The sequence below is a fragment of the Candidatus Eremiobacteraceae bacterium genome (assembly GCA_035295225.1).
Classification (GTDB): Bacteria; Vulcanimicrobiota; Vulcanimicrobiia; order Eremiobacterales; family Eremiobacteraceae; genus JABCYQ01.
The window spans coordinates 132,994-154,260 of sequence record DATGJI010000023.1 but is presented as its reverse complement, the minus strand read 5'-3'; the positions used below and the strand labels follow the sequence as shown (position 1 = coordinate 154,260).

Sequence of the window (21,267 nt, the reverse complement as noted above, 5' to 3'; positions counted from 1 at the left end):
TGGAGAGCGCGTCGGACTACCGCACACGGCCGTTCGCTGTGACGGCCGTCACGGTGTCTGCTATGAGCCGCGCGTGGGTGCTGGCGAAGGCCGCGGAGCGCGCGGCGATGCCGCCGCCGACGGTAACGGCGACGCGAACGAGGGCGGCGGGGCCGGAGTCGGCGAGGACTTCAGAGGAAACGTCGCCTGCACGCCGCCGAGCGCCTTGAAATTCTCGGTCTTCGTGTTGTACAGAACTTCCGCGGCGTCGAAGGTCCGATCCGGCGGCTCGTCCGCGTGAACGCCGCCGGTGAGCGCTGCATCGTGCGTTTCATCGTCAAGCCGCATAAGGGGAGCCGTGAGCGTCTTGTCGCCTTGGACGACTTTCACGTTGCCGCTCGCGATGTAGACCTTGCGCTTGTTATAGATCTGCAGCTTGTCGCACGTCAACGTCACGGGTTCGCTCGGCTTCTTTCCGTTGCCGCCTACACCCCCGAGTTTGTGCACGAGAACGTGACCGATCAGCGTGACTTCGTCGCGCTTGCTATTGCCGAATGCGCGATCCCCCCGAAACGTTCCATCGCTGGAGTGTCCGGTCACGGTCGACGGCATCACGAAGTCACCGGTCTTGAGGTTGCCTTCGCCTTCGCTGAAATTGACGGTGAGGTCGCCGAAGCGCGTCTGCGCGGGGCCGGAACTGACGATGGAACCAGACGATGACGACGCCGGCGCGGGCGACGGCGCGTTACCGGACGGACGCGGCGTGGGCGCGGCGGCGGCGCCCGAAATCGCGGCGATCAAAAAGGTGCAAGAGAGCGCTGCGGCTGCGCGGTGGTTCATGCGTCAAGATTCCAGTTCGGCGATGCCGGCCAGCGTGGAGCGGATGACGTCTGCGGAAAGAGCGCCGGAGCGTAATATTTTTGCGGTCGCAGCGGTGCAGTCAAGAATCGTGCTTTCTCGCCGCCAGCTAGTCGGCCCTTTGACGAGCGCGAGCGTGGCATCCGGCAGAAGATCGAAGTCATCGTTTGTTCCATCATATGGGGTCATGCCGGAGATGTTCGCGGACGTCGCCGCAAGCGGACCCGTCGCGGTCAGGATCGCGCGACATGCGTCATCATCCGGACAACGTATGCTGATCGTCGGCGCGCCCCCGACCGCGGCTGCACCGATTTTGGGATTCCGCGCAACGATGAGGGCGATCGGACCCGGCATGAGTCTATCCATGACGGTGAGCGCCGCGGGCGTTAATTGTGTGACAAATGGGAATGCGTCGGCGCACTTCGCGACGTGCAACGAGAGCGGTTTGTCCGGCGGCCGCCGCTTCGCGGCATAGACCGCGGCCACAGCGCTTGCATCGTCGGGATCGCAACCAATCCCATACACGGTCTCCGTCGGAAAGATCAACGTGCCGCCGCTTCGCACGCATGCGCGCGCATCCGATAGCATCGCGCTATCCGGAATGCCTGTGAATCTGCGCAGCGAGTTGGGTGGCATCGTGAGAAGAAGGTCCCGCGGAATGAAAAGCGGTAAGTCGTTCGCCGGTGGCGTTTCCAGTCGCTAGAGTACGGAGAATGCCTTTGTCGCGCCTTCGCGAACGACTTTTCCTCGGCGGTTTGATCATCGCGACCGTCGCCGTTCAATCGGCATTGATTCCGCTGTCTATCGGACAGCGGCTCCGCGCGCGGGCAGCGGATCGAGGCAGGCGCCTCATGGCATCCACGCGCCATCGCATCGCGCGCGCACGACTGCTCCTCTGGTCGCGCTGACACCCTGCGCTACATTTAAAACGCCGAGCCTCACGTGCGGGTCGCGGCGCTGTATGATATCCATTCGAATCTTCCGGCGCTTGAGGCCGTCCTTCGCGACGTCCGTCGCGAAACAATAGATCGGATCGTCGTCGGCGGCGACGTTCTGCCGGGCCCGATGCCGCGTGAAACGATGGCGTTCTTGCAAGATTTGGACATCCCGGTGGAATTCATCCGCGGCAACGGAGATCGCGAGGTGCTCGCGTTGCTCGACGGCGATGAAACGAGCGGGGTCCCAGAAAAGTTCCGGCACGTGGTGAAATGGACCGCGTTGCAGCTGCGATCCGATGATGCGTTGGCGATCGCCGCCTGGCCGCCGACGTTGCAGCTCCCGATCGCAGGGCTCGGTGACGTTTTATTCTGTCACGCGACGCCGCGAAGCGACACGGAGATCTTCACGCGCGAAACGCCTGAAGAGAACCTGCTGCCGGCCTTCGCCGATGTCAGTTCGTCGTTGGTCATCTGCGGTCACACGCACACGCAGTTCGATCGGATGATCGGCGCGGTTCGGGTGGTGAACGCAGGCAGCGTCGGCATGCCCTTCGAGGAGCGCGGCGCATATTGGCTGCAGCTCGGTCCGGATGTCCGATTGCAGCGTTCGGAATACGACTACGAAGCAGCTGCCGCGCGCGTGCGCGCAACCAGCTATCCGGAAGCCGACAACTTTGCCGCGTGCAATATTCTGCATCCGCCCGGCGCGCTGTAGGACGGACCTTACGATGGCGGTACATCTCGTCGGCGGGCCATAAAGGCCCGCCCTACATGGCCGCCATAAACATTTGCGGCGGGCCATAAAGGCCCGCCCAACCTTTGCGGCGGGCCATAAAGGCCCGCCCAACATTTGCGGCGGGCGATAGAGGGCCGCCCTACGTAGGTCAACCGAAGATGCGGTAGTCGATCCGCGCGAAGACGTTGTCGGTCTCCGCGTACAGGGCCAGTCTGCGCCGTGCGCTCTCGCTCGCGCCGCCGTGTTTAGCGGCTGCGAGACAGTCATCGAAGCGCGTGATGTGTTCCGAGAACCGCTGCTCCGCGTACTCGCGCGCCTGCCCGGTCGTGATGAGAAACGGCCAGTCGCTGGAACTGAGCAACAAGAGTTCGCGTGCAGCTTGATTGAGGTACAGTTTCGTGAGCGGATCTGCGTTCGGCAGCGAACGAACTGCGTCACGCATCGCGAACTCGGCGGCGTGGATGCGCGGCCACATCCAGTCCGTCTGCGCGTTCGACCAGACTCTGAAGTCGCCGCCCTCACCCCAAGACGTCGCCGGCAGATCGAGCGCGTCGCGCGCCGGTACCATCGTCAGCGCTTCCGATGGGGTGGCCGGGGTGACCGCACCGCGCGCCGCAAGTCTGCGCATGACTGCTTCGATCCACGCCGGCCCCTCAAACCACCAATGTCCGAAGAGCTCGGCGTCGTAGGGCGCGACGATGCACGCGCCGTCGGCGACCGAGACGGCCAGATCCTCGACCAGCGAAGCGAAATGCTCCGCCTGCTCGCGCACGCGATAACTCGCAGCGGCAGGATCGTATTCGGCCTTATCACCCAGGTCGTGCGACGGTCCGCTCACCGCCCAATAATGCAAGCCCGACGTCTCCGCGCGCTTGTGGAACTCGAGGTATGCGGGATCTCCCGGATAGCCGAAATGCCGCGCCCAGACTTGCCGGCTGACTTCGACCGAACGCGCAAATGCGATGACGCTCGAATCGGCGACGTAATGCGGTCGAAAGGTCGCAGCCTCGTGTGACGCCGCGTCTTCTTGCTCAACGGTCGCCGCTCGTGCCGCAAGCCCGAAATGACTCGACGCCGAAAGCGGCTCCGCGCCCGTGACCGCGTGCGCATCTACGAAGAAATACCGAAGTCCGAGCTCTTCGAGATCGCGCTCGAGTCCTGGGCGATACGCACACTCCGGCAGCCAGATGCCGGCCGGCGCGACGCCGAGACGCGCGCGCGTCGTCTCCACGCCGACGCGCAGTTCGGCTCGCACGAGCGACTCCGTGGCTAGCAGCGGCAAGAACGCGTGCGTGGCAGCAGACGTGAGGATTTCGATGCGGCCCGCTTGCGCTAGCGAGGCGAAGCCAGCGACGATATCGCCGCCGCGCGCCGTGAAGTCAGCCGCCAACTCCCGGTAGCGGCGCGCGTGATCGCGCGCGAGCGCCGCGCGCGCGGATTGGCCCGAGTCGGCCGCGTTTTCGGCGTCGACGTCGGCTGCAGCTGCGACTCTCGCGGCATACTCGGTGAAGCCGTCTTGCAGATACGGATCCGCAAGCTGTTCGAGCAGCACAGGCGTTATGCCGACCGCCGCGCGAGCAGCAACGCCGTCGTGCGCCAGGCGTTCGAAGACGCCGAGCAGCGGCAGATACGTGCCGGCCATCGCTTCGTACAGCCACTCTTCGCCGAACGGCCAGCGGCCGGCTTTTCGGACGAACGGCAGATGCGCGTGCAGCGCTAGGACAAATGTGTCGGCGCGGCCGGTGCGCGCAGACGAACGAATTATTGAAGGCGCCGGAATTGCACTCACACCCGAACGCGTTGGCCGGTGCCGATCGCGACGCACGACATCGGATCATCCGCGACGATCACGGGAATCCCGGTCACTTCGGAGAGCAGCGAATCAAAGCCGCGCAGCAGCGCGCCGCCGCCTGTGAGGAATATTCCGCGATCGATGATGTCCGCCGCCAATTCCGGCGGGGTCTTTTCCAGCACGCTCTTGACCGCGTCGATGATCGCCCCGATGGGCTCGGCCATCGCTTCACGCATCTCTTCCGACGAGATGTTCACCGTCTTGGGCAGACCGTTGATGAGATCGCGGCCCCGGATATCCATCCGCAATTCCGGATCGAGCTTGTAAGCCGATCCAATCGTGACCTTGATGTCCTCGGCGGTCCGCTCGCCGATCATGAGATTGTACACGCGCCGGATGTGCCGGGCGATCGCTTCATCGATCTTGTTCCCCGCGACGCGGATCGATTGGCTCACGACGATGCCGCCGAGCGAGATCACCGCGACGTCGGATGTGCCGCCGCCGATGTCCACGACCATGTTGCCGCTGGGCCCGTCGATGGGCAGGCCGGCTCCGATCGCCGCCGCCATGGGTTCTTCAACGATGTCCACGCTCTTGGCGCCGGCAAGTTTCGCGGCGTCGCGCACTGCGCGCTCTTCCACCGACGTGATCTCCGCCGGAACGCAGATCGTCACCGCTGGTTTTGGCCGCAGCCACGAAAAGAATCCGTTGTTGCGCGTGACCTTCTTGATGAAATAATTGAGCATTGCTTCTGTGACTTCGAAGTCGGCGATGACGCCGTCGCGCAGCGGACGAATGGCTTGGATGTTGCTCGGCGTCTTGCCGAGCATCATGCGCGCTTCTTCTCCGACCGCGAGCGTTTTTCCGGAGCGGACATCGCGCGCGACGACCGAAGGTTCGCGCAGCACGATGCCTTTGCCGCGAACGTAGACGAGGACGTTCGCAGTGCCGAGGTCGATTCCGATTTCCAAACTGGTCTCCTACTGCGCGACGAGCGGTGTGGTCACGAAGCGCGAAACGGCGTGACGATGCGCGGCATCCGAATCGTCTCGCCGAGGTCTTGACGCGGCATCACGGGCTCGACCGCGCTCGCGCGCGCGATCGACGCGCCGAGCGTCGCGAGTTGTTCTTCGAAAAATTCGTAGCCGCGATCGATGAACTCGAGCCCACCGATCTGCGTCGTGCCTTCGGCCGCGAGAGCGGCGAGGACGAGCGCGCCGCCTGCTCGGATATCCGGCGCCTCGACCACCGCATCCTTGAGCCGTTCGACGCCGGTCACGATTGCGGTGCGCCCGGCCACGCGGATGTCTGCGCCCATGCGCGCGAGCTCGCTCACATAGACGAAGCGCGCGTCGAAGATCGTCTCTTCGACGGTGGAAGTTCCGCGCGCGAGGCTCAAGTAAGCGACGAACTGCGGCTGCAGGTCGGTGGGAAACCCTGGATAGGGCGCGGTGACGATATCGACCGGCTTGCGATGAGCTTTCCCCTGCACGCGCACGCTTACGCCCGACGCCGTGACCTCTGCACCGCTCGCCGAGAGCGCTTCCGTCAGCGCGGAGAGGAACGTCGGGTCCAAACCTTTGACGGTCACATCGCCGCCCGTGATCGCACCGGCCAAGAGATACGTCCCGGCCATCAGCCGGTCGGGAATGATCGTGTATTCGACACCGCGCAGCCGGCGCACGCCTTCGATCGTGATCGTTGAACTGCCGTGGCCGCGCACGCGTCCGCCCATCGCGTTGACGAACTCCGCGAGATCGCAGACCTCGGGTTCGCGCGCGGCATTTCGGATGATCGTCGTGCCCTTCGCGCGCGTCGCCGCGAGCATGATGTTCTCGGTGGCGCCGACACTCGGACGATCGAGCGTGATGTCCGCCCCCGTCAGCGACTCCGCGCTCGCGATGATGGAGCCGTGCTCGAGCGTGACCGCGGCGCCGAGGGCTTCGAAACCTCTCAAGTGGAGATCGACCGCCCGCGGACCGAGCACGCAGCCGCCGGGCTGCGGGACTTGTGCGCGGCCGAAACGCGCGAGCAGAGGTCCGGCGACGTCGAACGATGCGTTTAATTTGCTGACGAGCGCGTAGGGCGCCGCGTGCGAAGCGATGGACGACGTGTCGATGATGAGCGTGCCGCCGGGTTGCTCGCGGACGCGCGCACCAAGGCTTTCGAGGATGGACGCCATCACGTCGACGTCGGTGATGCGCGGCACGGCGTGCAGAATCACTTCGCCTTCGGCGAGAATCGCTGCCGCCATGATCGGAAGCGCCGCGTTCTTGGCGCCGGGCACCTCGACCGAACCCTCGAGGCGCCGGCCGCCGTCAACGACGAGCCGAGTGCGCAAGCCGTCTAGGTGGTCCATCGATATCCTTGTGACGTCGCGTCAGTCGAAGACGCGACCGCGGTCAGACCTGTGGGGCTCGCGCGACCTCGAGCTGGGCCGCCGCCCACGCCACGGCGTCACGTTCACTCACGTCGTTCGCACCATGCTTCTGCGCGAGGCTCTCCGCGGCCCGCCTAGCCTCGGCTTGCACCGCGTCGATATTGATGTCGGCTGCGCTCAGCGCCATGTCCGTCAGGACGACGCATTTCGCCGGCGTGATCTGCATAAAACCGCCGTTGACGGCGAATTCGATGCGGCGCTTCTCGCCGTCCGCGACCGTGGCTCGAAGCACGCCGATGCGCAGCGTCGTGAGCATCGGCGCATGATTGGGCAATGCGGCTAGGTCGCCGGCGCCGCCTGGGGCCACGACGATCTCGACCTTCCCTTGGAATTTGACCGCGCCCGGCGTGATGACGTCGAGGTCGACAGATGCTGCCATCGCCGTCAGACGCCCGCCTTCATCTTCTCTGCCGCTTCTTTGGCCTCGTCGATGTTGCCGACCATGTAGAACGCCTGCTCCGGAAGATCGTCGAGCTTGCCTTCGACCATCTCTTTGAAGCCTGCGATCGTCTCTTTGAGCGGCACGTATTTTCCTGGCCGGCCCGTGAACGCTTCAGCGACGTGGAACGGTTGCGAAAGGAACCGCTGGATGCGGCGCGCGCGGCCGACGATGACTTTGTCGTCTTCCGACAATTCCTCAACACCGAGAATCGCGATGATGTCCTGCAGATCTTTGTAGCGCTGCAGCGTTTCTTGGACACGGCGGGCGACTTCGTAGTGCTCGTCTCCGACGAAGCGCGGCTCGAGCAAGCGCGAGGTGGACGCGAGCGGATCCACGGCCGGGTAGATGCCTTTATCCGAAATCGAGCGCGAGAGCACGGTCGTGGCGTCGAGGTGGGCAAAGGTCGTGGCGACTGCGGGATCGGTCAAGTCGTCGGCGGGGACGTACACCGCCTGCACGGACGTGATCGAGCCTTTGCGGGTGGAAGTGATGCGCTCTTCGAGTGCGCCCATCTCCGATGCGAGCGTCGGTTGATAGCCGACGGCTGACGGCATGCGTCCGAGCAGCGCCGAGACTTCCGAGCCCGCCTGCATGAAGCGGAAGATGTTGTCGATGAAGAGCAGGACGTCTTTGCCTTGGTCGTCGCGGAAATATTCGGCCATGGTCACGCCCGTGAGACCGATCCGCAGCCGAACGCCCGGCGGCTCATCCATTTGCCCGAAGACGAGCGCAGTCTTATCGAGGACACCCGAGTGCTTCATCTCCAGGTAAAGATCGTTGCCTTCGCGCGTGCGCTCACCGATGCCGGTGAAGACGGAGTACCCGCCGTGCTCTGCCGCGATGTTGCGGATCAGTTCTTGTATGAGGACGGTCTTGCCGACGCCGGCGCCGCCGAACAGGCCAACTTTTCCGCCGCGTACATAGGGAGCCATGAGATCCACGACTTTGATCCCGGTCTCGAACATCACGGTGGTGGGATCTTGTTCGTCGACCAGTGGCGCGCTCCGATGGATCGGATGTATCGCGCTTGCTTGGACCGGCCTGTCGGAGTCGATCGCTTTGCCGAGCACGTTGAAGATGCGGCCGAGCGTGCCTTCGCCGACGGGAACGCTGATCGGCGCGCCGGTATCCCGGACTTCGGCGCCGCGGACCATACCTTCGGTGGCGCCCATCGCGAGACAGCGCACCTGGTTATTTCCCAACTCGCCCTGCACTTCGAGCGTCAGCTCGGTGCCGGCGCCGTCCGCGGACGCGACCGTCGTGCGAAGCGCTGTGTATATCGCCGGCAGTGTCTCGAGCGAGAATTCCACGTCGACGACGTTGCCGAGAACCTGGACGACTTTGCCTGCGGTTGCCATGCGTTATCCTTTATCCGAACGAATGTGGGGCTATTTGAATGTGGGGCTATTTGAATGTGGGGCGCGCCTTTACGGCGCGCCGGGCGGAATGTAGGGCGGCCCTTTATGGGCCGCCGGCGGACCGTAAAGGTCCGCCCTACAAAGGTGATTCATCCCTTTAGGGCCTCCGCGCCGCCGACGATCTCCAAGATCTCCTTTGTGATCGCAGCTTGGCGCGTTTTGTTCATCACAAGCGTCAGGTCGTCGATCAGCTTGCCGGCGTTATCCGTCGCGTTGCTCATCGCGAGCAGACGCGCCGCGAATTCGGATGCTTGCGTTTCGAGCAGCGCTTGATAGACGGTGAACTCGACATACTTCGGAAGCAGCGCTGCCAGCACGCCCTTGGTATCGGGTTCGAACTCGTAGCTGTTCTGCGTCGGCGATCGACGCGCCGCGGCCTCACCGCTCGAGACCGGGAGCAGACGGACGGGCGTCGGCCGCTGCACGATCGTGGATACGAAACGACTCGAGACAAGCGTGACGTCATCGACCGCGCCGGAAAGAAAATCATCCGAAACTTTTTGGGCCACGATTTTGCTCAGCTCAGAGAAGGGCGTGCCCAGGAGAGGCCAATATTCCGCGATCTCGTACGGCGACTTGCGCAGCTGCACGCGGCCCTTAAGACCGACGAGGTAGAGCCGCGTCTGCGGCCCCGCGGTTTTCGCCGTATTGAGCGCGGAGCGCACGAGATTGGAGTTGAACGCGCCGCATAGCCCTTTGTCCGCCGTCATCAGCAGCACGGCCGGGGTTCGCACTTCGCGCTCTTGCAGGAGCGGGTGATCCTTTGCGCCGCCGCTCGCAAGTTCGCGCAACATTTCGCCGACCGCCGTCGCATACGGCCGCGCAGCCTTCATCGCGAGCTCAGCACGGCGGATGCGCGCGCCGGCGACCATCTTCATCGCGCGCGTGATCTGCTGCGTGTTCTTCAGGCTCTTGACGCGGTCGCGCAGCTGGCGGAGGGTTGGCATATCGTCAGCTGCTCTTGTTGAACCGCTGCTTGAACTCTGCGATGCTCGAGTTCAGCTGCTTCTTGGTGTCGTCGGAAAGCGTCTTCGAATCGACGATGGCGCTCAAGACACCGGGCACGGTGGTCTTGAGAAATTCGTAGAAACGCTTGTGGAAGCGTTGGATATCCGTGGTGGGCACGTCCGCGAGCTGGTCGTTGACGGCCACATAGATCTGGACGACCTGCTGATCCAGGTCAAGCGGCTCGAACTGCGGCTGCTTCAGCGTTTCCGTGATCTTCTCACCGCGGGAGAGCTGGGCTTGCGTCGCTTTGTCCAGGTCCGAGGCCAACTTCGAGAACGCTGCGAGATCGCGATACTGCGAGAGCTCAAGCCGGAGTTGGCCGGCCACCGCCTTCATCGCTTTCGTCTGTGCGTTGCCGCCGACGCGAGAGACCGACAAGCCGACGTCGATGGCCGGGCGGATTCCGTTGAAGAACAAGCCGGTCTCGAGATAGATCTGTCCGTCCGTGATGGAGATCAAGTTCGTCGGGATGTATGCCGAGACGTCGCCTTGCTGCGTCTCGATGATCGGCAGCGCGGTGAGCGACCCTGCGCCGAGTTCGTCCGAGAGCTTGGCCGCACGCTCTAAGAGGCGTGAGTGCAGATAGAAGATATCGCCCGGATACGCTTCTCGCCCAGGCGGGCGGCGCAGAACGAGTGAGATCTCGCGATATGCCTGCGCGTGCTTTGAGAGATCGTCATAGATGATGAGCACGTGCTTGCCCGCGTACATGAGTTCTTGACCCATCGCGCAGCCCGCGTACGGGGCGATGTAGCGCAAGCTCGCCGGGTCGCCGGAGTTGGCCGCGACGATCGTGGTGTAATCCATCGCCCCGGCATCGGTGAGGATCTTGTAGAGCTGCGCGACGGTCGACGCTTTCTGGCCGATCGCGACATAGATGCAGATGACCCCTTTGCCCTTTTGGTTGATGATCGAGTCGACCGCAAGCGCGGTCTTGCCGGTCTGCCGGTCCCCGATGATCAGCTCGCGCTGGCCGCGCCCGATCGGCACGAGGCCGTCGATGGCCTTGATACCGGTCTGCATCGGTTCGTGAACCGGTTGGCGCTGGACCACGCTTGGCGCTTGCGTTTCGATGGGCCGCGTGCGAGTCGTCTTGACCGGTCCTTTGTCGTCGAGCGGCTGACCGAGCGGATCGACAATCCGCCCGACCACGCCGTCGCCGACGGGCACCGAGATGATCTTGCCGGTGCGGCGCACCGTCGCGCCTTCTTTGATCTCAACGTCGGGACCCATGATGACGACGCCGACGTTGTCCTCTTCAAGGTTGAACGCGATGCCGAACAGGCCATTTGGGAATTGAACGAGCTCGTTCAAACCGACCGCAGACAGCCCATAGACGCGCGCGACGCCGTCGCCGACCTCTATGACGGTGCCGACTTCGTCCTCTTGGACTTGCGTCCGCGCGTTCAGTATCTGGGCCTTGAGGATACCGGCTATCTCATCCGCATTGATCATCTACTGACTTCCTTTTCCGTTCGGGGACGTCGAGCCGGGGGCGTCGACGTGCGCGAGCAAATGGCGGCGAACCGCTTCGAGTTTGCCGGCGATGCTGGCGTCGACATACTTGTCGCCGACCTGCACGACGGCGCCGCCCAGAATGCCGGGATCCACCTTCGCCTGGGGCACGATGGTGCGTTTGTAGACGTTTGAAAGGCGCCGGGCGAGGTCGGCGAGTTCTGCTGGATCCAACCCTGCGGGCGTTGCGATGTGGGCAGTCGCGCGCTGCGCGTCTTCGTCGGAAAGCTCGTGCATCTGTCGCGCGATCGTCTCGACGAGGTTCTCGCGCCGCTTCGCGACCAACAAGGCCAGGAATCCCGAGATGAGCTCGCTTGCGCGCCCATCGAGCGCGCTCTTGAGCAGCTCGGTCTTGCGCGCGCGCTCGATCACCGGCGAGCCGAAGAATTCGGCGATAGACGGATCGCTCTTGAGCGCTGCGACAAACGCGTCGAGTTCGCGCACGGTCGCATCGATGGTGCCTGCGTCCTTCGCGAGAGCGAAAAGCGCGGCGGAATAGCGTCGGGCCACAGTCTCTTTAAACACGGCTGCGCTCAAGATCTGTGAGCATACGTTCGACGAGCGCGCGCTGGCGGGCCGGCGTTAGTCCGCGCTGCACTTCTTCGCGCGCTTGCGCATGTGCCCGATCTACCGTCTCTTCGAGAAGCTCGCGTCGGACGCGAAAGCGTTCGCGTTCGAGCTCGCCCGCCGCATGGTCAACGACGCGTTTCGCGCGTTCGCCTGCTTCCGCGATCTCGTCGGCAACCATCCGCTTTGCCTGTGCATCGGCTGTCGACTCCATGCGCTGCGAATCTTTGCCGGCCTGTTCGAGATCCCGTTGCGCCGTCTCCACCGCCTCGGCGCAGCTCCGGCGATAGGCGTCGGCGTCGGCGACTGCCTTGTTCTGCGCCTCTTGCACCGCGACGAGCTGCGGCTTGAGAAACTTCTGGAATATGTAAACGATCGCGATCGCGAATATGATGAAGTCGATGACCTTCGCGATAAAGACCGGATCGGTGAGATCGGGCGTGCTCATCCTACGCCACGCTTTCGAGATCGGTCGCCTTGGCGACCATGGCGCGCGCAAGTTCGGCGACGAGCGGCCCTTGGTTCGCGACGGCTGCCGCGCGCTCCGCGGCGACGGTCGCGTGAGCGAGCTGAACGGACGCAGCCGCATCGGCGGCGGCGCGGCGCGCGATGGCATCGGCTTCATCGGCGGCTTGCGCAGCTGCAGCGCGCAGCAGCTCGTCGGCGCGGCGGCGCGTTCCGTCCAACAGCGATTCGGCCTGTGCGTTCAGCGCTTCGGCGCGCTTGCGCAATTCCTCGGCGGCGCGATTCACTGCATCGATCGCCTGCTGACGAGCCTCGATCGCGCGCCTCGTCGGTCTGATGAACACATAGTTCAGCAGTGTCCAGAACACGACGAAGTTCAGGATCTGGACGAGGAACGTGCCGTCGATCGAGAGCAGCATGCTGGTCTTTCGCGGACTACTTGCCGAGGATCGGCTTGAGCACCGACATCACGCCGAGCCCGCCGCCGCCGATAAGAAGAAAGAAGGCGAGCGCGATCGCGATGATCGGGAATGCCTCCAGGATGCCGAATCCGAGGAAGTAGAAGAAGAATATGTTCGGCCTGGCTTCCGGCTGCCGTGCGATCGATTCCACGGCCTTGCTGCCGATGATGCCGTCACCGATCGCGGACCCGAAGGCCGCGAAACCGACCATCAACGCGAACGCGATGATGACGGCTGAAACCAAAATAGCGTTTTCCATGTGTTCTCCCTTTAGTGAGGTTCGTCGGACGTCGGAGTGATGAGGTACGCGGCGGTGAGCAACGTGAATACGACCGCTTGGATGAGCCCGATGAGCATGTTGAACACGTAGATGAAGATCGGACCGCCGTTCGCCAGCGCCGAGATGATGCCGAGATGCGCGGCGATGACGACCGAGACCACCACCAACAATATCTCACCGGCGAAGATGTTCCCGAAGAGCCGCATCGCAAGCGTGACCGGCCGCGCGAGCTCGTCGATGATCATGATCGGCAGCATCGGGATGCCGAGGCCGAGCGGCCTGATGACGAGATGGCCGAAATAGCCCAGACCCTTTCGCGCGATGCCGACGCCTTGAATGAGCAGGATGGTGAAGATCGCAAGCGCGGCGGTCGTATTCAGATCGGAGGTCGGCGACATACCGATGAAGGGGAATAGCCCGATCTCGTTGAGCACGAAGATGAACATGAAGAGCGAGAGGATGAAAGGAACGAACGGCAGGCCGTTCTTGCCGAGAATCGTCTCGACTTGACTCGCGATGCCGGTGACGATCAGCTCAAGAAACGAGTAGCGTTTGGAAAGGCGCGTGACGGGATGCATCTGCGCGAGCACGCCGACCGCCACGAGCACGATCGCCATGGCGATCCACGTGATGGTAACCGTGTCCGCGTGCACAGTATTGAACGGCGCGGGCATGAACGGAATCACCCAGAGCGGATGAGTTCCGATGGTCTCGTGCATCGTTTCCCTTTAGGCGTTCGCGTTGTCGCGACCGTCAACGATTTGTTTATGATATACCAGAATCGCTACTGCCAGCGGTGCGACAAATCCGGCAAGGTATGTGAAGTAACCGAGCCATGGTCCGCGTCCGACGATCAGAAAGGGCGCTGCACCAGCCAGAAGCACGCGCAATACGCCTTCGACCGGGAGAAACGGTAGATAGCGTTTGCCGCCTTTCACCAATCGGTTGAAACTTCTAGCGATGTGGAATTGGCACGCGAGACTTACTAAGGTCCCACCGATAAACGCGAGCGCGGGGATGTAGGCGTGCCAGGCGACCGACAGCAGAGAAGCCGCCGCGAGTGCGACTGCCGCACTACGCGATGCGACCGCTGCCTGAAAGGGGCGGTAGATTTCCATCGGAACGACCGGGTTCGCGCCGTCCCAAATGCCGACCTCCGAGAGCGTGCGGTGTAGGGCGGACCTTTATGGTCCGCCGGCTATGAAGATGTGAAGCGCCGGTACGCTGACACGATGCCGGCGACGAAACCGAGAATCAATCCGACCGGCGCCGCCCATTCCCAGTGCAGGTATCTCGCCGCCGCCAGTCCGAGCAAGAGACCGACGACAAGCGTGCCGACGATACTGCTCCCGGCGCCGGCGAGCTGAAGATAGCTCGAGGCCTTCGGATTCACCGCGCGTTGGGCAGTGTCGGCGGAAGCGACGGATCGAACTCCGGCGCCGGTTCACCGCCGCGATAGTGCGCGAGCAGCGCGCGCGCGATCCGATCGGCGGCCTTTCCGTCGCCGTACGGATTGCTCGCTCTGGCCATCGCATCGTACGCCGCGCGATCGTCAAGCAAGTCGTTGAGCGTCTTCGTCACGAGCGCTTCGTCGGTTCCAACAAGTCGCAGCGTGCCGGCTGCGACCCCTTCCGGCCGCTCCGTGACGCGGCGCAACACGACGACCGGCCGGCCGAGACACGGCGCTTCCTCTTGAAGCCCGCCGGAATCGGTCGCGATGATCGTCGATCGGCCGATCGCGGCAACGAGCGCGCGATACGACATCGGCTGGACGAGCCGGACGCGCGGCACGCAGTCGAGCGTCCTGCGCACGACTTCCACGACTGCGGGATTCGGATGCACGGGCCAGAGCAGCGTGAGGTCGTCGTGCGCTTCGACCACCGTCTTGAGCGCCCGGCAGATCGCCTCCATCGGAGCACCGAGGTTTTCGCGGCGATGCGCTTCGACGAAAAGCAGGCGCCTTGTCGGAATGTCCGGCGCATCGCCTGGCTGCAATCGCGCGTGAACCCAGAGAAACGCGTCGATCACCGTGTTGCCGGTGACGACGATGGACGAACGCGCCTTGCCTTCCGCCAGCAGGTTTGCTTTCGCAGTGGGTGTCGGCGCGAAATGATGCGTCGCGATCACACCGGTCAGGCGACGGTTCATCTCTTCGGGGAACGGCTCGTAGATCGTGTCCGTGCGCAGTCCAGCCTCGACGTGACCGACCGGAATCTTCTTATAATATGCTGCCAGCGCGGAGGCGGTCGACGTTGTCGTGTCGCCGTGCACGAGGACGACGTCGGGCCGCGCGTCGTCAAGCACGCTTCCCATCCGCTCGAGCACGCGTGTCGTGACGTCCGTGAGCGTCTGGCCTTCCGTCATCACCGCGAGATCGTACTCGGGCGTGACGCCGAACAGCCCCAGTACTTCATCGAGCATCTCGCGATGCTGCGCGGTAGCGACCGTGATGCACGTGATGCCTGGATCCGCGGAAAGACGGTGAACGACAGGCGCCATCTTCACGGCATCGGGGCGCGTGCCGAACACGACGCAGACGCGCAGTTTTTGATTCAAAACAGGTGCGGGCCACCTGGTCGGGCGAGAACGAGCACGATCGCGCAGAGCGCCCCGCACACCGCATAGATGACGTTGACGGCAGCCCGCTGGGATAGACCGAGATCGAGCAGCCGGTGGTGTGTGTGGCTGCGATCTGCGGCGAAGAGCGGCGTGCCGGCGCGCAGCCGTTTGACGATGACGTTCGCCGTGTCGAGGATCGGGAACGCCAAGATGATGAGGAACGGCAGAACGAGTGAGATAGCGATCGCACCTTTCGCGCGTCCTTCGACTGCGGCGCTGGCGAGGACGAATCCGATGAAGAGCGATCCGCCATCGCCCATGAAGATGCGCGCCGGATTATAGTTGAACGGCAGAAATCCGGCGGCGGAGCCGGCGAGCGCCGCCATCGTGATCGCGACGAGATACTGGCCCTTCCAGACCGAGACGATGAGCATCGTTATCGAAGAGATCAGCGTGACGCCGGCCACGAGGCCGTCCAAGCCGTCGAGGAAATTGATCGCGTTCACCATGCCCATGTACCAGAAGATCGAGAACGGCACGGCGAACCATCCGAAGTCCACAAGACCGAAATGCGGCACTTTGATCTGATCGATCGTGAAGCCGTACATGACGATCGTGACGAGCGAGACCACGAACTGTGCGAGGAACTTGCGCCGCGGACGCATCGCCATGATGTCATCCCACAATCCGACGCCCATCATCAACGTGCCGCCGAACAGCAGGCCGATGAGATGCGCGAGATCGGGCGTATCCAAATAATGATGGATGACGTACGAATGCGTCAGCGCGAAATTCAGCGTGGTGAAGAGCGCAAGCATGAAACCCAAGAAGATCGCGATGCCGCCGAGCCTGGGCGTCGGCTCGGTATGCACGCGGCGTTCGCCGTCGGGCTCATCGAACACGCCGACGCGAAACGCCATACGCCGGACGAGCGGCGTGACGACGGCGCACGCGATCGCAGCAAGCACAAACGTTATCGCGCACAGCCAGCCGATATTCACGTCGCCGGGGAGCGACTGGATGCCCGGCGCTGCATGGTGGACGGTGGCAGCGCCGATGTGGGGCCGACCTTTAAGGTCGGCCGGGCGGACCGTAAAGGTCCGCCCTACAGGCGTGGTCGTCACGGCCGGGGCAAGCGTTGTCGTCGTCAGAACGATCACGAGAAGCGGTCCACTTGTATCTGCGCCTCGCGGAACATGGCGACGGCCAAGTCGTCGGGGTATGGATCATCGTAGACGATTCGCGTGATGCCGCCGTTCACGAGCAGTTTGGCGCACGTCAGGCATGCGCTCGCCGTGCAATAGAGCGTGCTGCCTGAGATCGCGACGCCGTGCCGGCTTGCTTGGACGATCGCGTTCTGCTCCGCGTGCGTGGAGCGCGCGCAGTGGCCGTGCAGCATGTCACCGCCGTCGGTGTGATCGCAGTGCCGCAAACCGATGGGCGCTCCGTTGTAGCCGGTCGTGAGGATCCGCTTGTCCTTCACGATGATCGCGCCGACGGAGCGACGCGAACACGTGGAGCGCGATGCCACCGCGTGGGCGATCGCCATGAAATAGGCGTCCCACGATGGCCGTTCGCTGGCCGCCGTCATGTCGCTCGGCCGCCGTGCGTCTCCGGCTTGCGGCCGGCGCCCCGCCCGAACAGCCGATCGCCCGCATCGCCCAAGCCCGGCACGATGTAACCGTGCGCGTTGAGGTGACGATCGAGCGCGCACGTGAAGACCTTGACTTCTGGGTGCGCGCCTGCGACGACGCCGCATCCTTCAGGCGCGGCGATCAACGTGATGACCACGATGTCGGTCGGGCGCGCGCCGCGATCGACGAGGAGATCGATGGTGGCGACCGCCGAGCCGCCGGTGGCAAGCATCGGGTCGAGCACAAACGCGCGACGGCCGCGAAGATCGTCGGGCAGGTTCGCGTAGTATGCGACCGCCTGCAATGAATCCGGGTCGCGATACATGCCGACGTGCGCGACTTGCGCTTGCGGCAGGAGCGCATGAAAGCCGGGCACGAGACCGAGTCCGGCGCGCAGGATCGGCACGAGCAAAGGAACGCTCACGAGCGATTTCGCCGCTGCCCAGTCCACCGGTGTGGCGACGCGGGTCTCCCGCGTCTCAAGATCTTCCGTCGCAGGATAGGCGAGCAGCGTCGCGAGCTCCGTGCACAGCTCGCGGAATTCTTTATGCGATGTGGCGGCGTCGCGCAGTCGTCCCAGCTTGTCGTCCACGAGCGGATGCGACAGCACCGTGAGATTGGGGAACTCGCGCGGCTCCACGATGTGTGCTGCTCTCGTCCGCTCGTGCCTTACGGCACGCCGAATTGCGACGTCAGTCCGTAGACGCGCGAACGCAACGCATCGACGCGCGCCCGGCTGCTCATGTCGTCCATGGCGGCGATCATGATCGCACCGATCTCGCGCATCTCCGCCTCTTTCATGCCGCGCGTCGTGACAGCCGGCGTGCCGACGCGCACGCCGCTCGCGACCGAAGGCGGATTCTTATCGAAAGGTATCGTGTTCTTATTGACCGTCACCCCGATCTCATCAAGGTAGACTTCCACATCCTTGCCGGTCAAGCCGCGCGACGAGACATCCACGAGCATCAGGTGATTATCGGTTCCACCGGTGACGATGCGTACGCCGCCGGCTTGCAGCGTTTCCGCCAGCGTGCGCGCATTGCTGACGACTTGACGCGCGTAGTCCGAGAACTCGGGCCGCAACGCTTCGGCGAACGCGACCGCTTTGGCCGCGATGATGTGCATGAGCGGCCCGCCCTGAATGCCCGGGAACGTGGTCTTTGAAATGCCTTTGCCGAGCTCTCCGTTGCACATGACGACACCGCCGCGCGGTCCGCGCAGCGTCTTGTGCGTGGTCGTCGTGACGTAGTCGGCGTGGCCGACCGGAGACGGATACAAACCGGTGCAGACAAGTCCGGCGACGTGCGCGATGTCGGTGAAGAGCAGGGCGCCGACCTCGTGCGCGATATCGGCGAACGCCTTCCAATCCACGGTCCGTGAGTAAGCGCTCCAGCCCGCCACCAACATCTTCGGCTTGCGCTCGCGCGCTATCGCGCGTATCGAATCGTAATCGAACCGCTCGGTCTTCGCGTCCACCATGTACGGCACGACGTCATACAACTTGCCGCTGAAGTTGACTTTGCTGCCATGCGTGAGGTGGCCGCCATGGTCGAGCGCCGTGCCCATGATGACGTCGCCCGGTTTCAGCGCAGAGAAGTAGACCGCCATGTTGGCCTGCGCGCCCGAGTGGGGCTGCACGTTGGCATATTCGACGCCGAAGAGCTGCTTCAGGCGCTCCATGGCCAGCGTCTCGATGACGTCCACGTATTCGCAGCCGCCGTAGTACCGCTTGCCCGGATAGCCCTCGGCGTACTTGTTCGTCAGCACGGAGGCTGCCGCTTCGCGAACCGCGGCGCTGACGTAGTTCTCGGATGCGATCAGCTCAAGATTTTTGCTCTGGCGTTCTTCTTCTTTTGCGATGGCGTCGTAGACCGCCGGATCTTGCGCAGCAAGTACTCCGGCCTCGAGCAGCCGCGCGTTCAAGCGTTTTCTCCCTGCGCGGCGGCGACGGTCTGGTCGTAGTCATCGAGCTCTTTGACTCGGCGTTCGTGCCTGCCGCCCTCGGCTTCCGTATCGAGCCAGACGTGCAAACACTCCACGACCATCTCCCAACCGGTGAGACGCTCGCCGAAGCAGATGATGTTCGCATGGTTGTGCTGACGGCTGAGGCGTGCGGAGTACGGTTCGGCGATGCAGACGGCACGAACGCCATGCACCTTGTTCGCCGCGATCGCGATGCCGAGACTCGAGCCGCACACGAGCACGCCGCGGTCGAACTCGCCGCGCCCGACAGCTTCACCTACCTTGAACCCGATGGGCGGATAGTCGACCGGGTCCGTGGAGTACGTGCCGAAGTCCACGACTTCGTGTCCGAGTTCGCGCAGCACGGCGGCGATCTGCGTCTTATAGAGAAAGCCCGCGTGGTCGGCGCCGACGGCGATGCGGAGATGTTTTGCGCTCATAAGTCAGAGCCGTTACGTTCGCTTGCGTCTGTGGGAGCGACCTTTTTGACCGGTCAATGCGGCGACGATTTTCGGCATGCCTTTCGCCAGTTGTTCGCGCACGTCACGGTAATCCGACTCGGTTCCACCGTAAGGGTCCGGAATGTCTCCCATGCCGGTCACGCTGTCGAAGCTGACGATCTTCGCTTTCGCTTCGGGGAAGAAACGGTGGAGATAATCGCGATGACGATCGGTGACGCAGACGACCAGCGACGAGTTGGCGATCAATTCTCGCGTCATCGGCTGCGCATGATGCGCGTCCAGCGACAGTCCGATCGATTCCGCTTGCCGGCGCGCCCCGGCTTCGGCGGATAGACCGTCGATCGCGGCTGTGCCGCAGCTCTCCACCACCGCGTCGACATCCGCTTCGCGCAATGCCGCGTGCGCCATGACCTGCGCAAGCGGGCTTCGGCAGATGTTGCCGCTGCAAACGAAAAGTAGACGAACGCGTCCCTCGGTCATCGGCCGACCGTTCGTATCCATCGAGCGCGTGACCTACGACGCCGTTAGGAGAACGCATCAAGCGCGCAGAACGCGCGGGCATGAAGCTCTGCTGCAGCACGGCGGCGTTCGGCCGAGCGCTCGACAATGGCGCGCTTACGCAGTTGGAGTGGATCGACGTCTGCGCAAGCGAGCTCGATGTCGACGGCGTCGAGTTCGACGGGGCGTATTTTCCGCGCACGGACGGCGACTATCTCGCGCAATTGAAGAAGCTCTGCGCGGACCGATGCCTGACCGTCGCAGGCGTACGGTCGCCCGTAGCCCTTGGCGGCGCCGATATAGATGCGTCCGTGGCGGGTTTTCTGCCGTGGATCGGTCATGCGGCCGAGCTGGGCTCACCGCTGTTGCGTTTTTCGGTCGCGGGCGTACCCGACGGATCACCAGGTATCGCCTGGCGCGAGCTCATCCGCGGTCTGAAGGCGGCGTGCGTCGACGCCAAGCGCGCGAATATCACGCTCGCACTCGAACGCGGGGACGAAGGGTCGTTGGTCGCGTCGCCCGCCGACATGAAACGAGCGCAAAAAGAATGCGACTCTGCATGGCTCCGCATCGCGACGCGTGCGGAGGACTTGGCCGGCGACAAGAGCACCGATTTTCGCGCGCTCCTCGATGAAACAGTCCTCGTGACTGCGCGTTCGGATGACCGGCGGTCAATCGATGTGATTCGCAGTTCAGGCTATCGAGGTTTCATCGCGCTGGTCGGCGAGCAGCTCGCCGTCGGTCGTTTTGAAGCTCTCATCGCGGCGTGGCGCAGACAACCCGACGGAAAGGCCGCAGTCCCGTGACGTGCGCCTAGTCGTGGTACTGGTCGGGATTTGTGGTTTTTTCTATTTCTACGCGAATGCGGGAGAGTATGGTGATACCGGCAGGTACGCCTGTTACATCGCTGCGTGGCTCACGCTGCTTGCGATGTTCCGCTTTTGGCGCCCCGCAAGCGATTATGACGCGAAAAACAAATTGTGAAATAAGAAGGGCCGGCATAAAGCCGGCCCCTTCCTTCGCGATCGAGCTCCCCATTGAGCCGTTGCCTGCCGGAGATCGAACCCGCTTTAGCAGGTGGGTGCTGACCCAAGCGCCGGAAGGCTTCCCTCTTCGAGGAGGGCTTGCACAAGACGCCCGGAGTTCGGCTCCCTCTCGTGTTGTTTGTGGTTCAAACACGAGACAGGCTGACGTACACCGCAGGGAGCGCAACCGCGCTTTAGGGCTTCACCCTAACACGCCGCATAAACGAAA

General features: G+C 63.6%; 26 protein-coding genes and 1 other RNA gene. 3 read left to right on the top strand and 24 right to left on the bottom strand.

Features of this window, described 5'->3' with window-relative positions:
• Positions 1–60: 60 nt before the first annotated feature.
• Together lptC and VKT51_03765 are read right to left on the bottom strand one after the other, a co-directional pair.
• Positions 61–819: an LPS export ABC transporter periplasmic protein LptC gene (lptC, locus tag VKT51_03770; protein HLJ83282.1), complete on the bottom strand. Its 759-nt coding sequence runs from the start codon at positions 817–819 to the stop codon at positions 61–63.
• A 3-nt stretch (positions 820–822) separates the two neighbouring features.
• On the bottom strand, positions 823–1,473 hold the full coding sequence (locus VKT51_03765) for an L-threonylcarbamoyladenylate synthase (protein ID HLJ83281.1): 651 nt from the start codon (positions 1,471–1,473) through the stop codon (positions 823–825).
• A gap of 77 nt (positions 1,474–1,550) precedes the next feature.
• Between VKT51_03765 and VKT51_03760 the strand changes: the two genes are divergently transcribed.
• Positions 1,551–1,745, top strand: a complete 195-nt coding sequence (locus tag VKT51_03760; protein ID HLJ83280.1) for a hypothetical protein — start codon at positions 1,551–1,553, stop codon at positions 1,743–1,745.
• A gap of 34 nt (positions 1,746–1,779) precedes the next feature.
• Positions 1,780–2,490 (top strand): metallophosphoesterase family protein, encoded by a 711-nt coding sequence (locus tag VKT51_03755; protein HLJ83279.1) that lies wholly within the window; start codon positions 1,780–1,782, stop codon positions 2,488–2,490.
• A gap of 169 nt (positions 2,491–2,659) precedes the next feature.
• Here VKT51_03755 and VKT51_03750 read toward each other — a convergent pair whose 3' ends face one another.
• The 21 genes from VKT51_03750 to VKT51_03650 all read right to left on the bottom strand — a co-directional run bounded on the left by VKT51_03750 (position 2,660) and on the right by VKT51_03650 (position 19,995).
• Positions 2,660–4,300 carry a 1,4-alpha-glucan branching protein domain-containing protein gene (locus VKT51_03750; GenBank protein HLJ83278.1) on the bottom strand — a complete coding sequence of 547 codons (1,641 nt, stop codon included), beginning with the start codon at positions 4,298–4,300 and terminating at the stop codon, positions 2,660–2,662.
• A complete protein-coding gene (locus tag VKT51_03745; GenBank protein HLJ83277.1) occupies positions 4,297–5,274 on the bottom strand; it encodes a rod shape-determining protein in 978 nt (325 codons plus the stop codon). Before VKT51_03745 ends, VKT51_03750 begins: the two co-directional genes overlap by 4 nt.
• 32 nt (positions 5,275–5,306) lie before the next feature.
• The gene (gene murA, locus VKT51_03740; protein ID HLJ83276.1) at positions 5,307–6,662 is read right to left on the bottom strand and encodes a UDP-N-acetylglucosamine 1-carboxyvinyltransferase; all 1,356 of its coding nucleotides are present in this window, start codon (positions 6,660–6,662) and stop codon (positions 5,307–5,309) included.
• A 43-nt stretch (positions 6,663–6,705) separates the two neighbouring features.
• Positions 6,706–7,122, bottom strand: coding sequence for an ATP synthase F1 subunit epsilon (gene atpC / locus VKT51_03735; GenBank protein ID HLJ83275.1), 417 nt, complete (start codon positions 7,120–7,122; stop codon positions 6,706–6,708).
• A gap of 5 nt (positions 7,123–7,127) precedes the next feature.
• Positions 7,128–8,543: a F0F1 ATP synthase subunit beta gene (gene atpD / locus VKT51_03730; protein ID HLJ83274.1), complete on the bottom strand. Its 1,416-nt coding sequence runs from the start codon at positions 8,541–8,543 to the stop codon at positions 7,128–7,130.
• A gap of 149 nt (positions 8,544–8,692) precedes the next feature.
• Positions 8,693–9,550, bottom strand: a complete 858-nt coding sequence (atpG, locus tag VKT51_03725) for an ATP synthase F1 subunit gamma (protein HLJ83273.1) — start codon at positions 9,548–9,550, stop codon at positions 8,693–8,695.
• Between the two features lie 4 nt (positions 9,551–9,554).
• Positions 9,555–11,066 carry a F0F1 ATP synthase subunit alpha gene (gene atpA, locus VKT51_03720; protein ID HLJ83272.1) on the bottom strand — a complete coding sequence of 504 codons (1,512 nt, stop codon included), beginning with the start codon at positions 11,064–11,066 and terminating at the stop codon, positions 9,555–9,557.
• Positions 11,067–11,651, bottom strand: a complete 585-nt coding sequence (gene atpH / locus VKT51_03715) for an ATP synthase F1 subunit delta (protein ID HLJ83271.1) — start codon at positions 11,649–11,651, stop codon at positions 11,067–11,069. It abuts the gene before it with no gap.
• The gene (locus VKT51_03710; protein ID HLJ83270.1) at positions 11,644–12,141 is read right to left on the bottom strand and encodes a hypothetical protein; all 498 of its coding nucleotides are present in this window, start codon (positions 12,139–12,141) and stop codon (positions 11,644–11,646) included. Before VKT51_03710 ends, atpH begins: the two co-directional genes overlap by 8 nt.
• Before the next feature lies 1 nt (position 12,142).
• Complete coding sequence (locus tag VKT51_03705; GenBank protein ID HLJ83269.1) at positions 12,143–12,577, bottom strand: ATP synthase F0 subunit B; 435 nt, start codon at positions 12,575–12,577, stop codon at positions 12,143–12,145.
• A 16-nt stretch (positions 12,578–12,593) separates the two neighbouring features.
• Positions 12,594–12,878, bottom strand: coding sequence for a F0F1 ATP synthase subunit C (gene atpE, locus VKT51_03700; protein HLJ83268.1), 285 nt, complete (start codon positions 12,876–12,878; stop codon positions 12,594–12,596).
• Between the two features lie 11 nt (positions 12,879–12,889).
• Positions 12,890–13,618, bottom strand: a complete 729-nt coding sequence (atpB, locus tag VKT51_03695) for a F0F1 ATP synthase subunit A (protein ID HLJ83267.1) — start codon at positions 13,616–13,618, stop codon at positions 12,890–12,892.
• Positions 13,619–13,627: 9 nt separating this feature from the next.
• A complete protein-coding gene (locus VKT51_03690) occupies positions 13,628–14,017 on the bottom strand; it encodes a hypothetical protein (protein HLJ83266.1) in 390 nt (129 codons plus the stop codon).
• An 80-nt stretch (positions 14,018–14,097) separates the two neighbouring features.
• The gene (locus VKT51_03685) at positions 14,098–14,292 is read right to left on the bottom strand and encodes an AtpZ/AtpI family protein (GenBank protein ID HLJ83265.1); all 195 of its coding nucleotides are present in this window, start codon (positions 14,290–14,292) and stop codon (positions 14,098–14,100) included.
• The gene (gene wecB, locus VKT51_03680) at positions 14,289–15,455 is read right to left on the bottom strand and encodes a UDP-N-acetylglucosamine 2-epimerase (non-hydrolyzing) (protein ID HLJ83264.1); all 1,167 of its coding nucleotides are present in this window, start codon (positions 15,453–15,455) and stop codon (positions 14,289–14,291) included. The genes VKT51_03685 and wecB overlap by 4 nt, the downstream gene beginning before the upstream one ends.
• Complete coding sequence (locus tag VKT51_03675; protein ID HLJ83263.1) at positions 15,452–16,618, bottom strand: MraY family glycosyltransferase; 1,167 nt, start codon at positions 16,616–16,618, stop codon at positions 15,452–15,454. The genes wecB and VKT51_03675 overlap by 4 nt, the downstream gene beginning before the upstream one ends.
• Complete coding sequence (locus VKT51_03670; GenBank protein HLJ83262.1) at positions 16,615–17,049, bottom strand: cytidine/deoxycytidylate deaminase family protein; 435 nt, start codon at positions 17,047–17,049, stop codon at positions 16,615–16,617. The genes VKT51_03675 and VKT51_03670 overlap by 4 nt, the downstream gene beginning before the upstream one ends.
• Positions 17,046–17,732: a uracil phosphoribosyltransferase gene (gene upp, locus VKT51_03665; GenBank protein HLJ83261.1), complete on the bottom strand. Its 687-nt coding sequence runs from the start codon at positions 17,730–17,732 to the stop codon at positions 17,046–17,048. The genes VKT51_03670 and upp overlap by 4 nt, the downstream gene beginning before the upstream one ends.
• A 29-nt stretch (positions 17,733–17,761) precedes the next feature.
• Positions 17,762–19,015: a serine hydroxymethyltransferase gene (gene glyA, locus VKT51_03660; GenBank protein ID HLJ83260.1), complete on the bottom strand. Its 1,254-nt coding sequence runs from the start codon at positions 19,013–19,015 to the stop codon at positions 17,762–17,764.
• The gene (gene rpiB / locus VKT51_03655; protein HLJ83259.1) at positions 19,012–19,494 is read right to left on the bottom strand and encodes a ribose 5-phosphate isomerase B; all 483 of its coding nucleotides are present in this window, start codon (positions 19,492–19,494) and stop codon (positions 19,012–19,014) included. Before rpiB ends, glyA begins: the two co-directional genes overlap by 4 nt.
• Positions 19,495–19,506: 12 nt before the next feature.
• Positions 19,507–19,995 carry a hypothetical protein gene (locus tag VKT51_03650; protein ID HLJ83258.1) on the bottom strand — a complete coding sequence of 163 codons (489 nt, stop codon included), beginning with the start codon at positions 19,993–19,995 and terminating at the stop codon, positions 19,507–19,509.
• Positions 19,996–20,075: 80 nt separating this feature from the next.
• Between VKT51_03650 and VKT51_03645 the strand changes: the two genes are divergently transcribed.
• Positions 20,076–20,819: a TIM barrel protein gene (locus VKT51_03645; GenBank protein ID HLJ83257.1), complete on the top strand. Its 744-nt coding sequence runs from the start codon at positions 20,076–20,078 to the stop codon at positions 20,817–20,819.
• A gap of 221 nt (positions 20,820–21,040) precedes the next feature.
• Here the strand turns inward: VKT51_03645 and ssrS are convergent.
• Positions 21,041–21,222, bottom strand: a non-coding RNA gene (gene ssrS, locus VKT51_03640) — 6S RNA.
• Between the last annotated feature and the right edge of the window lie 45 nt (positions 21,223–21,267).

Bases quoted from the DNA above. Each gene is read 5' to 3' on its own strand.
- lptC (HLJ83282.1), bottom strand. From the start codon at position 819: ATGAACCACCGCGCAGCCGCAGCGCTCTCTTGCACCTTTTTGATCGCC.
- VKT51_03765 (HLJ83281.1), bottom strand. From the start codon at position 1,473: ATGCCACCCAACTCGCTGCGCAGATTCACAGGCATTCCGGATAGCGCG.
- VKT51_03760 (HLJ83280.1), top strand. From the start codon at position 1,551: ATGCCTTTGTCGCGCCTTCGCGAACGACTTTTCCTCGGCGGTTTGATC.
- murA (HLJ83276.1), bottom strand. From the start codon at position 6,662: ATGGACCACCTAGACGGCTTGCGCACTCGGCTCGTCGTTGACGGCGGC.
- atpC (HLJ83275.1), bottom strand. From the start codon at position 7,122: ATGGCAGCATCTGTCGACCTCGACGTCATCACGCCGGGCGCGGTCAAA.
- atpD (HLJ83274.1), bottom strand. From the start codon at position 8,543: ATGGCAACCGCAGGCAAAGTCGTCCAGGTTCTCGGCAACGTCGTCGAC.
- atpG (HLJ83273.1), bottom strand. From the start codon at position 9,550: ATGCCAACCCTCCGCCAGCTGCGCGACCGCGTCAAGAGCCTGAAGAAC.
- atpA (HLJ83272.1), bottom strand. From the start codon at position 11,066: ATGATCAATGCGGATGAGATAGCCGGTATCCTCAAGGCCCAGATACTG.
- VKT51_03710 (HLJ83270.1), bottom strand. From the start codon at position 12,141: ATGAGCACGCCCGATCTCACCGATCCGGTCTTTATCGCGAAGGTCATC.
- VKT51_03705 (HLJ83269.1), bottom strand. From the start codon at position 12,577: ATGCTGCTCTCGATCGACGGCACGTTCCTCGTCCAGATCCTGAACTTC.
- atpE (HLJ83268.1), bottom strand. From the start codon at position 12,878: ATGGAAAACGCTATTTTGGTTTCAGCCGTCATCATCGCGTTCGCGTTG.
- atpB (HLJ83267.1), bottom strand. From the start codon at position 13,618: ATGCACGAGACCATCGGAACTCATCCGCTCTGGGTGATTCCGTTCATG.
- VKT51_03690 (HLJ83266.1), bottom strand. From the start codon at position 14,017: ATGGAAATCTACCGCCCCTTTCAGGCAGCGGTCGCATCGCGTAGTGCG.
- VKT51_03670 (HLJ83262.1), bottom strand. From the start codon at position 17,049: ATGACGGCGGCCAGCGAACGGCCATCGTGGGACGCCTATTTCATGGCG.
- rpiB (HLJ83259.1), bottom strand. From the start codon at position 19,494: ATGAGCGCAAAACATCTCCGCATCGCCGTCGGCGCCGACCACGCGGGC.
- VKT51_03650 (HLJ83258.1), bottom strand. From the start codon at position 19,995: ATGACCGAGGGACGCGTTCGTCTACTTTTCGTTTGCAGCGGCAACATC.
- VKT51_03645 (HLJ83257.1), top strand. From the start codon at position 20,076: ATGAAGCTCTGCTGCAGCACGGCGGCGTTCGGCCGAGCGCTCGACAAT.